Source organism: Parageobacillus sp. VR-IP, from assembly GCF_013357975.1.
GTDB lineage: Bacteria > Bacillota > Bacilli > Bacillales > Anoxybacillaceae > Saccharococcus > Saccharococcus caldoxylosilyticus.
Genome location: NZ_JABVYQ010000003.1, coordinates 466,829 through 482,040, shown reverse-complemented (window position 1 = coordinate 482,040; position 15,212 = coordinate 466,829). Strand labels below are relative to the sequence as shown.

Below are 15,212 nucleotides of genomic sequence, written 5' to 3'. Positions count from 1 at the left end.
AGGTTAAAAAGGGGCACTCAGTATGGATGACATAGTCGGTTTTTTTGTTATTAAAGGGAGAGGAGGATCGCCTTGAGTGAAACAATGCTCATTACCTTGTTTGCAACACTTACTGTTACTCTAATCAGTTCGGTATTCCTATTACATCCTCGCATTCCTGTCTGTTACGTTCGAATTCATGTCAGTTTGCTTGTTTTGCCGATAGCAGTTGCTTTAGCAGGACTTGTTGGTGCCGATAAAAATGTGGCGATCGGACCATGGCGCTCTGATATGCTTGCATGGTTGATGGCCTTGTATATTTTCATGTTTGGCTGGATGATACAGCGGTTTTGTATACGCTATTTACATGGCGACCGCGCGTATCGAATGTATTTTATGCTTTTAACGTTTACGGTTAGCGCCGCTTCCATCACGTGGATGAGCGATGATTTACGATTGCTTGTTCTTTGCTGGGGAATGCCATTACTCGGACTTACGTTGCTGGCGATGCAGAAAAAAGAATGGCAGCCGGTAAGAGTAACGGTTATGCAAATGGCAAGGATGTTTTTGTTGAGCTGGGTAGCTTTATTGGCAGCTGCCATATGGTTGTGGCAAGCAACGGGATATTGGCGATTATCGTTTGCACTGTCAAAGGAAAGCATTGCCGGTCTAGAATGGTGGGAAGCGGACGGGGTGAACGTTTTGCTCGTATTAGCGGCGATCATTCCAGCGGGGCAGTGGCCGTTTCAACGCTGGTTATTGGAGTCGACGGTGACTCCGACCCCGATTTCAGCAGTGATGCATGCGGGTTTGGTAAATGCGGGCAGTCTGTTGTTGACAAGATTTTCGCCGCTTTTTAGTGGTAATGGTTCGCAAATGCTGCTGCTTATGATCGCCTCTGTGTCAGTGTTGATCGGCACGGGGATCAGTTTGGTTCAAGTGGACTATAAACGGCAATTAGTTGCCTCAACGATGGCGCAAATGGGAATGATGTTTATTCAATGTGCATTAAGTGCATATGCAGCAGCAGTAATTCATTTAGTGCTGCACGGCCTGTTTAAAGCAACGTTATTTTTACAATCCGGCTCGGTTGTGCCGCGGCCACATAAAATGTTTCGCCCATCGCTGACGTTATCGAAAACATGGCTGCTTGGCGGAGCCATATTCGGATTTGCGTTAGGATTAGTGTTTTGGATGACCTCGCCGGAAGAAAACACGAGGTTGCTAAGCGCGTTGCTTCTTGGCTGGTCGCTGGCGTTTGCGTGGGGGCGGCTCGCTGTTTTGAAAGAAGGGAGATGGATCGGGGTGGCCGTATTAGCTGGATTGGCGCTGGCTTCCGAGGTGATGCATAGCGGTCTCATGGCGCTTTTATACAAAACGTTGCCGCCAAGTTCGAGCACATCGATGATCACGGAAATGGCAGCCGTTTTGATGTTCGGGCTCGGCGGGTTAGCGAGCATATGGTTTTCTGTCCATCGTTCATCGGATTCATTTGCATACTTATATATGTGGCTCGTCCATATAGGCGAACCGCGTTCAGAGTCGGTGGAAGGCCATCCACATTATCTTGTAACTTATTTGCAGGAGGAGGGGATAGTGGATGAACAAGGCAACCGTATCGCTTGAACGTCCTAGTGTGCGCGTGCAACAGAGAAAAGATGTCGCAGCAGATATAAACATAAGCGAGCTCGTCAAAAGCGCTAGCAAAGTGATTGCTCCGCTTTGGCCTATTGCCACTTTTGTCGCGCGCCACCCGTGGATGGGGTTGGAACATCTTTCGTTTGAGGAAGTTGCGTACCGCTTCAAATTGTCGCGAAATATTGACCTTTACCCAACCATATCCATGCTGCGCGCGGCGCAACGGAAAGGGGAACTGAATCCGGAGTTTTTGGAAATGCGGCTTCAACGCTGGCTTGATGAGCAGCCGTTATTGATGCCACGTGAAGAAGCTGAACGTGTTTTTCGCGCAATGCTTTGGCACGATGAAATTCCGAATGAGGTGCTAACGTCTCCAACATTAAAAAGTTTGGCAGCGAAAGTAAAAGAGATACGATTACAAGGAGATTCCAAACGTTTATTCATCCAGCCGTTAAGCGTTCTCCTTGAAGAGCAAGGCGAGGAAAAATGGGCTCAGATGCTTGATCACCAAATGATAAAATGGTGCAAGTTATTTTTAGATGAATCACAAGCTTTATGGACGATGCCATTTCGGGAAAAAGGGTTTTACTACGCATGGAGAAAGCTTGTGATCAACGATCCATCCTTAAACAAACAGCAACGCAAACGGTTAAAAGATTTGCCGCATGATGCCAAAGACGCTTTGCGACAAGCGTTGCTGGCGCTTGGCATACCGCATGGAGCGATGAAAGACTATTTGGAAGCGCATCTTCTTTCCTTGCCGGGATGGGCGGGAATGTTATTGTGGCGCTCGCAGCAATCCGGCCAAGCACATGAGCTGCTAATGGATTATTTAGCGATCCGCCTCTCACTTGAATGGGCGTTGATCGCACCACATTTGCCATTGGCTAAACGAAAGGAGGATGACGCAACGGTTCTCCTTCCGCTTCTGGCGGCTTGGATGCACTGGGGAGGATTGACACCAGAACAATGGCTGCAATTGCCGCAAACTGAGCAGCAAGCCCGTTTATCTCTTGTTGATCGATTTAACCAAATCATCCGCAAAAAACTTTGGCTAGAAGCATGGGAAGATACACAAGAGGCGCAACTAAAAAATAGGATCACGTCCTCTTTTGCAAACAACGCACCGAAACAGGCAGCCGCTCAGCTCATCTTTTGCATTGATGTTCGTTCTGAACCTTTCCGCCGGCATTTAGAACGGGAGGGCCCATTTGAAACATACGGGTGTGCTGGTTTTTTTGGCCTCCCTATCCAAACGCGCGAACTGGACAGTGTCTATTCACATGCTTCTTGCCCGGTGATTGCAAAGCCGCAGCATGAAGTTCGAGAATACGCAGCGGCGGTGAACCTAAAGGAATACCGCAGACGGCGGAACATACTGTTTTCAATTAGTCATACGTTTAAAAAAATGAAACAACATCTGCTTGCAAGCATGTTGCTTCCAGAAGTAAGCGGACCATGGCTCGGTTTACATACGCTGGCCCGAAGCATAGCGCCAAGCAGGGCAGGCCGATTGCTCCGTCGCATACAAGAAACATTAGAACGTAAACCGAAGACAGAACTTTTATTGCATCGGAATGACTCCTTAAAAGCAACCGACTTGCCAGTAGGGTTTTCTGCAGAAGAAAAAATAAAATATGTCAAACGGCTATTAAAGGGAATGGGATTGACGTCTTCTTTCGCGCCTCTTGTTGTTGTCTGTGGTCATGAAAGCATGACAACGAACAATCCGTATGCCTCGTCTTTAGATTGCGGTGCATGCGGCGGAGCGGCTGGGGGATACAATGCCCGAGTGTTCGCAACGCTTTGCAACCTTAAGGAAGTGCGGGAAGGGCTTGCAAAGGAAGGGATCGTTATTCCAGAGGACACCGTTTTTGTTGCGGCAGAGCATATAACAACGGTCGATGAACTTCGTTGGCTTTATGTGCCAATGCTTTCGGAAGCGGCACAAAAAGCGTTTGATATGTTGCAAAGCAGGCTCAAAAAAGTAAGCCGTAATGCAAATATGGAGCGGTTGTCGAAGTTGCCCGGCTTAAACGACAAGAAGAGAGACCCGCTTGCCGAAGCATATCGCCGTGCCGAAGACTGGAGCGAAATCCGTCCGGAATGGGGGCTGGCAGGGAATGCTGCGTTTATTATCGGGCGCCGTCAGCTAACGAAACATTGCCATTTAGAGGGGAGAGCATTTTTGCACAGTTATGATTGGCGCGAGGATCCATTTGGAGAATCGCTTGCAAACATCATTGCCGGTCCGGTGACAGTTGCTCAATGGATTAATTTACAATATTACGCATCAACTGTTGCCCCTCATTATTATGGCAGCGGCAGCAAAGCAACACAAACAGTTACCGCAGGAATCGGGGTCATGCAAGGGAACGCGAGCGATTTGCTTACCGGGCTTCCATGGCAGTCAGTCATGGCATCCGATCAAGAAATGTTCCATTCTCCGCTTCGGCTACTTGTCATCATCGAAGCTCCACGACAATATATTGAGCACTTGCTCGAAGATGATCCTCATTTCCATAGAAAAGTGAAAAACGGCTGGCTTCGTCTTGTTTCCATTGATCCGGACAGTGGGGAATGGGAAAAATGGGAACCATCGGCCATCGAATACAATAACTTTTCATGGAAATTGGGCATACTGTAAATGACGATGCCAACGGATGAAAGGAGGAAGTGATATGACAAAGGAAAACGAAATGAAAAACTCCGTGGATGCTCCTTCCGTACAGGAAACAATGGAAGACATTTGGCGCAAAACGTGCGGGACATGGAAAAACTGTAATGAGTCGAACGTTGAGTCTTTCTTATCCAAATGCTTAGAACACAATATTGACCCGCAGTACTGTATGAATTGGATTACACGACACAGTGATCAAATTCCAAACCAATCGGCAGTTTTGGATAAAGCTCGTGAATGGGTAAATCAACATACTTCTACCGGTTCGCCTATCTCCGTATCAAATCAAATGATGGATTAAATACAAGGGAGCAAAGTGGCTCCCTCATATTTTCCTACTGTCTCTACCCATTGGAAATTAAGTGAAAAGGCCTAACAAGTATAACCAACGAGAAGGAAGTGCTTTTATGTGGATTATTAAGACACAGCATAAGAACGAGGATGGGGCAACCGTTGCGCTCGAGTTGGAAAGTGAAGACGGTCAATTCGATGTCAATGTCAGATGGGATGGATGTATGGAAGTTCATGTTTATTCTGTTACGGAAGAAAATCGCGAACTGCATGATACTTTTCACACTTGTGATGTAAAGGGATTTATTGAAAAGCTACAGTCTTTAAATGAAGTGTGTGCGGAGTTTTTTGGTGAAGGAAGCTATTGGGAGGAAAAAAATAACAATAAATCAGATGACAAAAACGAACCATAATACAAATCAAAAGAGTGTTATATTTACAGAACACTACGAATGAAAAAGCATTAGGCATATGCTAACGCTTCCTTCTTTTTTAAATGAAGCTTACGATGAAATATTTTCAAAGAAAATCTGTTATCCATAGTTAAATGGAAGGGAAAAAGATTATTTAAGTAGAAATTCATTTTTATCGTAGCAGCCAAGCTCAATGTAGATGATGGATGGCGCTTCACCTTTAGCGGAATGACAAACGTTGCAGATTCATTTTTATTGGGAGGGAAATTGGATGAAAAAATATCCTCTCATCATGATCAGCATCATTTTTCTTTTAATCGGCTGTTCAAATGAAAAACAAGAAGAAAACAGCTCTCAAAACGTACAACAAACAAGTAACAATGGCAATATGGAAATCATTGCCCAAGATTTAAGTGTGCCATGGGCGATCGACTGGGATGGGACATCTTTTTATATTTCAGAGCGGACTGGCTCCATTGTAAAAATTACAGGCAACAAAAAAATTAGACAGAATCTATATTTAGAAAAGAAGCTTTCAACGGCATCTGAAGCTGGTGTATTAGGTTTTGTGCTTCATCCCGAGAAAAAAAATTACGCCTTTCTTTACTATACATATGAGGATAAAAACGGGCAATTCAATCGTGTTGTAGAAATACGGGAAGAAAATAATGAATGGTTTGAGCAAAAAGTTTTGCTTGATCAAATTCCAAGCGGAAAGTTTCATCATGGCGGAAGAATCAAAATCGGACCAGACAAAAAACTGTACATCACCACTGGGGATGCTACAGATCCGATGATTGCCCAAGACAAGACATCTCTTGGCGGAAAAATTTTACGAATGAATCTTGATGGCACCATACCGAACGATAATCCTGATCCCAACTCTCTTGTCTATAGCTATGGACACCGCAACCCGCAAGGCTTGGCATGGGATGAAACGGGCCGGCTTTATAGCTCGGAGCATGGCTCCAGTGCACATGATGAAATCAATTTGATTAAACCGAAAGGAAACTATGGCTGGCCTTTTATTCAAGGAGATGAAACGAGAAACGGGATGATCGCACCCTTGTTCCATTCGGGGAATCATACTTGGGCGCCATCTGGAATTGCCTATCATAATGGAATTTTGTATGTTGCACAGCTGCGGGGGGAAGGTATTTTAGCGTTCGATTTAAAAAATAAAACATATAAGCAAATCGTTTCCAACGTAGGCCGTGTGCGGGATGTATTCATATTGGGGGATCATTTGTTCTTTGTCACAAACAACACGGATGGAAGAGGGGTTCCAGCCAATCATGATGACAAATTAATCAAAATTCCGATTCCGAAAGCTTTTTGATACAATTTCAATATTATAGTCTGGAACAAATTCATGGGAGACATCATGCCGCATCTACGAGGCGCCACGGAAGGATAACATCGGGGAACAAAAATTTCTTTGTTACAGCCAGACAGGCTTGCCAGCTTACTCACCATCAAGGATGAAATAGTTCAATTTGGGTTGCGACCTAGAATTGACCGATGAAGAGAAATGACTTACTTAAAGCGGGATAGTTGAGGAAAAGGAAGTTGGCAATGACTTATGATCTTGATTGTATGTGTAGCTGTGCAGGCCTATCTTACAAAAGGTAGGAGATAAGCGTATGAAAAGGTTTATTTCAGCAAGCATTATTCTAGGTTTTATAGTATTATTATTTTTCTTTGACGAATATAGAACCAATCAATCTCTTAATCAAGAAGCTACTTTGGAAGGTTTTATAATTATGAAAGAAGGCGAAGTATATTTAGTTGAAGACTCAGATTTTGTTCAGGAAGACGCAAATAAGTTAACAATACAAGAATTAAGAAGCAAATATAATATGAGTAAGTTATGGATTAAAGGGCTTGGTACTCTAAAGGGAATAGAAAATGGACAAAAGCTGAAAGTGTGGTATTCAGAGATTTTAGAATCATATCCGGCCAAAGTCAAAGTTTTAAAGATTGAACAGAAATCGTAATTAGTCGTTCATATTCACCAGCACAAAAGTGAAAGTAGAGTTAATAAGTATTTATAAGGAAGGGGACTTCTAATGACAAATGCAAATAAGATGGTTGTAGTTGTAAAAGGTCTTATTTTATATGAAGGTAAGGTATTAATTGTACAACGTGCAAAGGATGATGAAATCGGCGGAGGAACGTGGGAATTAGTTGGGGGTAAAGTAGAATTTGGAGAAGATTTAGAAACTGCACTTGTACGAGAAATTAAGGAAGAAGTTGGGTTAGATGTTACAGTTGAAAAGATTTTATATGCAACCACATTCAAAACTGGCCCAACAAAGCAGGTAATTATTCTTACCTACTTATGTAGGAGCAATAATAGAGATGTCGTTCTCTCAAAGGAACATATTGATTACCGCTGGTCGACTAAAGAGCAATTGAGATTGCTATTGACTCCAGAAATAATTAGTGATTTTGAGAGAAATAATGTCTTCTCTTTGGAAGAGCTGGCATGAAAAAAGTGATTGTCGCTGCGGATTTGGGATTAACCAATTCCGCTATTCGTTTTGACGGAACTGTCATTGGCCGAAAATTTATTAATCAGCCAATAGCAAAAGACCGTTGATGCCTCTGCTAAAATTCTTTGATTTAGTCGGGAAGGTTCACGTAGCAAATTTCTTTTTTAGAATATTTAGATAATAATTTGAATATTTAATATTTAGATGTATAATAGTGTTATAGCATACCAACCGGTTAGTATTTTAGGAAGGATCAATTCTCTCACGTCTAAATGCAAGGACTTCATTTCCTTATCGCTTATGAAAGAATTACGGGAAAAGGTAATAAATTTCATGGAAGAGTATACGCCTGCCTGAACGAGCGTATGAACAGCAACAGAATCAGAAAGAAAGTCGTTGGGGTACGACTAAATGTTTTTTTATGTAAGCGTGTTCAAAATTCGTCAATGTCTTTAGGAGCGATTGACCGTGCAAGAGTATCTGCTATTCACCATTTGCAGCTTCATGGGCGAACGCAAGAACATGGAAATTCGCTGATGGACCTGATGAAGTGCACCGAGCCCAGATTGCCAAGCTGAAATTAAACCATATCAATAATAATATAGGCCAAAAAGATGTTAATTCACTCTTTTTGCAGAACTAGATAAGGTAGAAAGGATGTGTATGCATGAGACTGAAAGGAAAGATCGCAATTGTTACTGGCGGCGGAGGAGGAATTGGACGCGCAACAGCCATCCGCTTTGCCAAAGAAGGAGCGAAGGTCGTCGTTAGTGACATAGACTCCTTAAGTGGTGAGAAAACAGTTAACATGATTCAACAATTTGGGGGAGATGCTATTTTTGTGAAAACGGATGTATCGGACTCCAATCAAGTAAAAGAGCTCGTTCATATAACAACAAGTACATTCGGCGGATTGCACATCATGTTCAACAATGCTGGAATCGCGAATTCTGAAGTGAGAAGTGTTGATTTAACAGAAGAGGAATGGGACAGGGTCATTGACGTTAATTTAAAAGGCGTATTCCTTGGCATCAAGTATGCTGTTCCTGAGTTAAAAAAATCTGGCGGTGGAGCGATCATTAATACTTCTAGTTTACTAGGATTAAAAGGGAAGAAATATCAAGCGGCTTACAATGCATCCAAAGCTGGTGTCATACGGCTAACGCAAAATGCCGCACTGGAATACGGCAAGTACAACATCCGTGTTAATGCGATAGCACCAGGTGTCATTGATACAAAAATTATTGATGGCTGGAAGCAGGACGAGAGAAAATGGCCAATTATCTCCAGGGCAAATGCGCTTGGCAGAATTGGCACTCCGGAGGAGGTGGCAAATGCTGTTTTATTTTTAGCATCGGATGAAGCGTCTTTTATTACTGGTGCTACCCTTTCTGTTGATGGCGGTGGGCTCACATTCTAACAAAAGGTTTAATTTATCATAAATATATTATGTAAACTAAAACAAATTCAAAACCAATGACTGACGCATTGCAACAAAAAGGGGACAGGGTAGGAAAGTGCTGGTTGAAAGTTATGATAAAACAAAGGGGGCAGTAAGATGAGATTTTCACAAACCATTGCTTTAGTAACAGGAGCCGGAAGTGGCATTGGCAAGGCAACAGCCCTTCGTTTGGCAAAGGAAGGTGCAAAGGTTATTTTAGTCGGCCGGACAAAAGCGAAGCTTGAAGAAACCGCACAGGAGATGAACCGCAACAGCGGAATTCCAACGGCTGACATTTTCCCTGCGGACGTAACCGATGGAGAAGAGGTTCGGAAATTAGCGGAGTATGTAGAGCAGCAATATGGGGATTTGCATGTTTTAGTGAACAACGCTGGTGGTTCTACCCACACGAAGATTTTACAAATGTCTGAACAAGAATGGGATTATGTCCAAAATGTCAATTTAAAAAGTGTCTTTCTTGTCTCCAAAGCACTAGGGAAAGTGATGGCAGAAGGAGCAAAGCGGGAAAAACGTGACCGTGCGATTGTAAATGTTGCTTCCCTTTCCGGACATCAGGCTGGTGCGGAAATTCCCCATTATAGCGCTGCCAAGGCAGGTGTTATTAATTTTACCAGATCACTTGCCCTTGAGTTATCACCATACGGAATTCGCGTCAACTCCGTATCTCCCGGTTTTGTAGAGACGCCGTTAACAGAAGATGCGTTGCAAAATGATCGTTTTGTTAGAGCCATTCAAAGAAATACAGCCCTGCAAAGAGTCGGCACGCCAGAGGAAATTGCCAATGTAATCGCTTTTGTGGCCTCTAGCGAAGCATCCTATATGACTGGGTCTGATTTACTTGTTGATGGCGGCTGGCTGATAAAATAACGAATAAAAGAGAAGAAGATTGGCATGTCTCAAAAACATTTAGTTATTGAAAAATTAGGACCTGTGTCGTCGCTCGCACTAAATCGTCCGGAAAGCTTAAATGCTTTCAGCCCGGAAATGATTTTAGGTTTAACAGAAGCTATTCAAGAATGCCAAAAACGATGATGATGTCCGAGTGATCGTCTTATCTGGTGCAGGCCGGTCATTTAGTGCTGGCAGCGATGTAAAAACGATGGGGCAAGCAAACGTCGTCCAAGTTTATGAACATATCGGCAGGCTCAATAGACTGATTTTGGCGATGAAGGAAATAGAAAAAACGATTATTGCTGCTGCTCACGGCTTCGCAGCTGGTGCAGGGTTCAATCTAGTGTTAGCTTGCGACCTAATTGTCGCTGCGGAGGATAGTAAGTTTGCTTTAAGCTTCTCTCAAGTTGGTCTCGTATCGGATGGCGGAGGTTCTTATTTTCTGCTAAGATTAGTCGGTCCGCATTTGGCTAAACAGTTCTTTTTTACCGCAGAGCCGATTCCGGCTGAAAGACTGTATCAATTAGGCGTCATCAATTATCTTTTCCCATTAGAAAAACTTCAGAAAGAAACAATCAAACTAGCATTAAAATTAGCACATGGGCCAAGTAAAGCATTCGGAAAACAGAAGAAATTAATCGAGCATTCCTTTACGTCTACACTCGAAGAAATACTGGAGGAAGAACGGCTGATCCAAACATTAATGGTTCAGACAGAGGATCACAAGGAAGGCGTCGCTGCCTTTAAAGAAAAAAGAAAGCCGGTGTTTAAGGGTAAATAAAAGGGGAGCATAAATTAAATAAAAGTAGTATGGCAGGCTGAGGTATTAAAGGTCGTTAAAAAAGAAACAGGTGGGTATTTTATAATATTTGTAGTACACGATATAAAAGCTTGTCGGTACTTGAAGGATCAACTTATGGGTACTAAATTATGAGAACTGGAGGAGAAACACCTCCAGTTTTTGTTTGCAAAAACGCACTCTAATTCCAAACTTCTCAATAAACTCATCCCCCTTGAAACATCAAGGGGGATGAGTTTACCTAAAAGCGTCATTTTGAATTGCGTATAATAGTTTACCATAATACTACCGATGTGTCGTTTTCTTTTTCACTAACAATCTAAAAAATCTAACAACAGGTGCAAATTAGTATTATCATTTGCACCAAATTCCTTAATACCAACTACTAATAGTGAAAGTCCCATCGCAATCCGTTCCAATTGGAGCCCATCTAAATTCACATTTTGCCCAGATATAATAACTATGTCCTTCTTTAATTAGATCAACTTCTTCCCATTTTCAGGTCGGTTCATTCGCTTTCCGTGAAGGTATCGCTTGTAAGTACACTAAAAAAAGCCGTGACGGATCCTTTCTATTGGTCTTTTTTGTTAGCCTTGTTCAAATTATCACTTCTGTTTGTTGGCAGGTGATAAGAGACCTAAATTCATTTTTTAGGTTTCTAACAAATATCGAATATTCTGTTGGGTTACCGAAACCCAATATGAGTGTAGTTTTAATAGTTATTTTTCAGATAATTAATTAAAAATAGATATTTACAAGTAACCGTTTTCGTGTTAAATTTTTGGTAGAGTGGACCATCCACTGATACACTAAACCAAAATACCAATGATATGACTTGATTGAGGAGTTCAGAAACATGGATATAAAACCAGTTAAAAAAAAGAAAGTTTATCACCAAATTATTGAGCAAATTCAAAAAGCGATCCAAAATGGCCAATTAAAACCGGGTGATCGATTGCCGTCTGAGCGGGATTTGGCAGAAAGATTTCAAGTCTCACGAACGACGATAAAAGAAGCGATCACTGTTATGGAAGCTATTGGGGTTTTGGAAATACGTACCGGTATCGGGACCTTTGTTCGAAAAACAAACGAGAATTTGGAAGAGGACTTAAATGATATTTTGAGTGACAACGGTGCCGAGATCGATGAACTGATGGAGTTCCGTCAGGCGGTTGAAGTGGAAGCCGCTTACTATGCGGCTGTACGTGGATCGTTTGAGGATAAACAAAAATTACGTCGTCAATTTGAAGAACTAGAAAAGGCGGTTCGTTCTAAAAAACTTCCAGCCAAATCGGACTTTTCCTTTCATATGCAAATCTCTGCAATGTCTGGAAATGTTTTATTTTTAAAAACCATGGAGCTCATTTCTGACAAACTTCTTAAATCAGTGACAAAAAATACTGTAAATACGCTTGCGGGTGCCGGTAATCCAAAAGATGTGCTGGAAGAACATCGCGCGATCTGTGAAGCGATACTGAAGGGGGATGGAATGGAAGCACGTCGGACGATGCGCCATCACCTCGACAGTGTCATTTATCGTTACAGAAATATTAGTTTGAAAAATGACTTCTGATCAAAACGATAAAGTCTAGATAGATAAATTCAGCTTATGTAATTGATTACTCAATAACTTTATTTCGAAACATCGCCTCATGGGCAGTTTCTATCGTACAACGACAAATTGCATCTATATATATGTGTGGCTTTTGACCAAAAACCAACCATGCGATCATAGTCTGAAGTGGCGTGTAAAGCCCATATTTAGATTGTTAAAACCAATCAGGATTTCGTGCAGTGACTTCGTTTTGACTTATTATTTTGGGAGTGATGAATGTGTCCTTGACTTCACAAACCATAGAAAAAATCATCCGGATCATGGGAGACGAGCATCGAGTCCTGAGACAAAAAACCGATCTTTTGAGTTATGCATATGATGCGTCTTTCGGACTTTTTGTACCTGATGTCGTTTGCCAAGTGAAGAATGTCAAGGAAGTGTCGGAGATTGTCAAGCTCGCAAACGAAGAAAAAATCCCGGTTACGCCAAGAGGGCACGCATCTGGCTTAAGTGGCGGATCGCTGCCGGTGGAAGGGGGGATTGTGATTGATGTCTCTTTATGGAATGATGTCTTGGAAATTCATAAGGATGACATGATAGCCATTGTCTCCCCTGGTGTAATCACCGCGGATATCGATCGTGCTGCAAAAAAAGTCGGTCTTATGTATCCGCCTGATCCGAGTAGTTCCAATGTTTCGACCATAGCTGGCAACCTTGCAGAAAACTCTGGTGGACCGCGCTGTCTAAAATACGGGGTAACAAAAGATTACGTACTAGGGTTGCAAGTGGTAACTCCAGAAGGGCACATTATACGTACAGGAGGACGGACGGTCAAAAATGTAACCGGTTACGACTTGACGAAACTGATTGTTGGTTCCGAGGGGACTCTTGGCATTATTACAGAAGCGACTTTGCGGCTTATTCCAAGGCCTCAGGCGACGCTTTCTCTCATGGCTGTTTTTGATGATATCGTGCAAGCCGGATATGCAATCACTGATGTGCTTACTTCAGGCATTCTTCCATCGAAAATCGAATTTATGGATCAATCTTCTATTCGAGCGGTAGAAAGTTACTATCCAATGGGATTACCAATAGACGCTGAAGCTGTCCTTTTCATCGAACTTGACGGCCATCCGTTGGCGATCCGGGATGAAGCCGATTCCGTCTATAAATTGATGGCGAAAGCAGGAGCCCTTCACATCAAAAAGGCTGAAAACAGCGAGGAAGAAGCAGAAATGTGGAAAGCGCGCAAACTTGTCTCCCCAGCAATCGCAAGACATAAGCCAACCAAAATTTCTGAGGACGCGACGGTTCCGAGAAGCCAAATCCCAGCCTTTTTGAAACGGCTTCGGGAAATCAAGCATAAATTCGATATCGACCTCGTTGTCTTCGGGCATGCCGGAGATGGAAATCTTCACCCAAACATCCTTTGCGACCAGCGCGATAGAGAAGAAATGGAGAAAGTGGAGAAGGCGGTGACCGCGATTTTTGAAGCCGCCATCGATCTTGGGGGAACGCTTTCTGGCGAACACGGCATCGGGATAATGAAAAAAGCCTTCATGCCAATGGAGTTCGATCATTTTTCGCTCGAAATGATGAAACGCATAAAAGAGGCGTGGGACCCTAATGGGATTATGAATCCCGGAAAGATTTTTCCAAAACCAAATGACAGGCTGGTGTTAAAGCAATGAAAGCGGAAGAAAAAACGCATTTGAAAAAAGCAGAAGATTTGACCTATAACTGTGTTCAATGTGGCTATTGTTTGCCTGCCTGTCCCACATACTTGACGATGAAAACGGAAACGCAATCTCCACGGGGGCGCATCAATCTTGTGCGCATGACAGCGGAAGGGCACATCACTTTGGACGAATTAAGCGGGCCGCTTGATCTTTGTCTCGGTTGCCGCGCGTGTGAACAAGTCTGTCCGAGCAATGTGCAATATGGGAAAATGCTTGAACTTACGAAGATCGCCATTCACAATCACAAAAAGCAATCCACCTCCCCGTTTCGCCGTTTTTGCGAGGATTTAGTGTTCAAACAGATATTTACACGTAAAAAAGTGATGAATAAGCTTGGCAGTCTTTTGTGGATATATCAAAGATTGGGCATAAAAAAAGTCGCCCACATGAAGCCGTTTAACCGTTTGTTTCCTGAAAAACTCGAGTTATTAGATAAAGGGTTGACTGAAGCAAAGCCTCCTTTTAAAAGAAATGACGGCCGGCGGTATTCTTCTATTGGTAAACGACCGGCTTTGAAAGTTGCGTTTTTCACCGGCTGCGTCATGGAAGCTGTGTTTCACCGAATTAATTTGCTTAGTATCCGCTTATTGCAAAAGGCTGGCTGTGAGGTCATCGTCGTGGATGGTCAAACGTGCTGTGGTGCGCTGCAAGCCCATGCTGGTGACGAAGAGACAGCAAAAATGGTGGCGAAGCGAAACATTGAAGCTTTTGAAGACAGCGGTTTTGATTATATTGTAAACAATGCCGGCGGTTGCGGAGCTATGTTGAAAGAGTATGACCGATTATTTGCAGATGATCCGGACTGGTCGGAGCGGGCAGAGCGATTTTCCAAAAAAACGGTAGACATCAGTGTTATTTTAGACATGCTTGGATTCAAACCAGAAAGAACCTTATCGTATCGGGTCACCTATCAACCCTCCTGTCATATGACAAACGTCCAAAAAGTCACGAAAGAACCGGAGAAACTGATCCGTTCGATCAAAGGCATTGAGTTTATACCGTTAAACAATCCGAATTTTTGCTGTGGTTCTGCTGGGATTTACAATTTGATTCATTTTCAAGAGTCCATGGATGTTCTTGACGTCAAGATGTCGGACATCAAAAGTACAAAAGCTGACATGATCGTAACGACCAATCCAGGATGCTTGTTGCAAATTAAGACGGGCATCGCGAAGGAAGGGCTCAATGACCGCATAAAAGCGGTCCATCTCGTCGAGCTGTTGGCCGAAGCGTGTGGGATTAATCACTAGAATAGAGGACAGGTAATCGT

At 42.9% G+C, this 15,212-nt stretch carries 12 protein-coding genes and 1 pseudogene; all 13 read left to right on the top strand.

Annotated elements, in window-relative coordinates; all coding sequences use genetic code 11:
- The first annotated feature begins 84 nt into the window (after positions 1–84).
- The 13 genes and pseudogenes from HT574_RS10360 to HT574_RS10300 all read left to right on the top strand — a co-directional run bounded on the left by HT574_RS10360 (position 85) and on the right by HT574_RS10300 (position 15,192).
- Complete coding sequence (locus HT574_RS10360; protein ID WP_175244589.1) at positions 85–1,605, top strand: NADH dehydrogenase subunit 5; 1,521 nt, start codon at positions 85–87, stop codon at positions 1,603–1,605.
- Positions 1,580–4,264, top strand: a complete 2,685-nt coding sequence (locus HT574_RS10355) for a DUF2309 domain-containing protein (RefSeq protein ID WP_175244527.1) — start codon at positions 1,580–1,582, stop codon at positions 4,262–4,264. The genes HT574_RS10360 and HT574_RS10355 overlap by 26 nt, the downstream gene beginning before the upstream one ends.
- A 34-nt stretch (positions 4,265–4,298) precedes the next feature.
- Positions 4,299–4,598: a hypothetical protein gene (locus HT574_RS10350; protein ID WP_175244526.1), complete on the top strand. Its 300-nt coding sequence runs from the start codon at positions 4,299–4,301 to the stop codon at positions 4,596–4,598.
- Between the two features lie 106 nt (positions 4,599–4,704).
- Complete coding sequence (locus HT574_RS10345; protein WP_175244525.1) at positions 4,705–5,001, top strand: hypothetical protein; 297 nt, start codon at positions 4,705–4,707, stop codon at positions 4,999–5,001.
- 271 nt (positions 5,002–5,272) lie between these two features.
- Positions 5,273–6,340, top strand: a complete 1,068-nt coding sequence (locus HT574_RS10340) for a PQQ-dependent sugar dehydrogenase (RefSeq protein ID WP_017435404.1) — start codon at positions 5,273–5,275, stop codon at positions 6,338–6,340.
- A gap of 304 nt (positions 6,341–6,644) precedes the next feature.
- Positions 6,645–6,998: a DUF3221 domain-containing protein gene (locus HT574_RS10335; RefSeq protein ID WP_175244524.1), complete on the top strand. Its 354-nt coding sequence runs from the start codon at positions 6,645–6,647 to the stop codon at positions 6,996–6,998.
- 72 nt (positions 6,999–7,070) lie between these two features.
- Positions 7,071–7,493: an NUDIX hydrolase gene (locus HT574_RS10330; protein WP_175244523.1), complete on the top strand. Its 423-nt coding sequence runs from the start codon at positions 7,071–7,073 to the stop codon at positions 7,491–7,493.
- Between the two features lie 670 nt (positions 7,494–8,163).
- Positions 8,164–8,916 carry an SDR family NAD(P)-dependent oxidoreductase gene (locus tag HT574_RS10325; protein WP_175244522.1) on the top strand — a complete coding sequence of 251 codons (753 nt, stop codon included), beginning with the start codon at positions 8,164–8,166 and terminating at the stop codon, positions 8,914–8,916.
- Positions 8,917–9,054: 138 nt separating this feature from the next.
- Entirely contained in the window at positions 9,055–9,825 is a 771-nt protein-coding gene (locus HT574_RS10320) for an SDR family NAD(P)-dependent oxidoreductase (RefSeq protein WP_175244521.1), read from the top strand.
- A 24-nt stretch (positions 9,826–9,849) separates the two neighbouring features.
- Positions 9,850–10,630, top strand: a pseudogene (locus tag HT574_RS10315) (enoyl-CoA hydratase/isomerase family protein).
- An 874-nt stretch (positions 10,631–11,504) separates the two neighbouring features.
- A complete protein-coding gene (locus HT574_RS10310; protein ID WP_175244520.1) occupies positions 11,505–12,221 on the top strand; it encodes a FadR/GntR family transcriptional regulator in 717 nt (238 codons plus the stop codon).
- Between the two features lie 302 nt (positions 12,222–12,523).
- Positions 12,524–13,894: an FAD-binding oxidoreductase gene (locus HT574_RS10305; protein WP_254698654.1), complete on the top strand. Its 1,371-nt coding sequence runs from the start codon at positions 12,524–12,526 to the stop codon at positions 13,892–13,894.
- Positions 13,891–15,192: a (Fe-S)-binding protein gene (locus HT574_RS10300; protein WP_175244518.1), complete on the top strand. Its 1,302-nt coding sequence runs from the start codon at positions 13,891–13,893 to the stop codon at positions 15,190–15,192. The genes HT574_RS10305 and HT574_RS10300 overlap by 4 nt, the downstream gene beginning before the upstream one ends.
- Positions 15,193–15,212 lie beyond the last annotated feature (20 nt).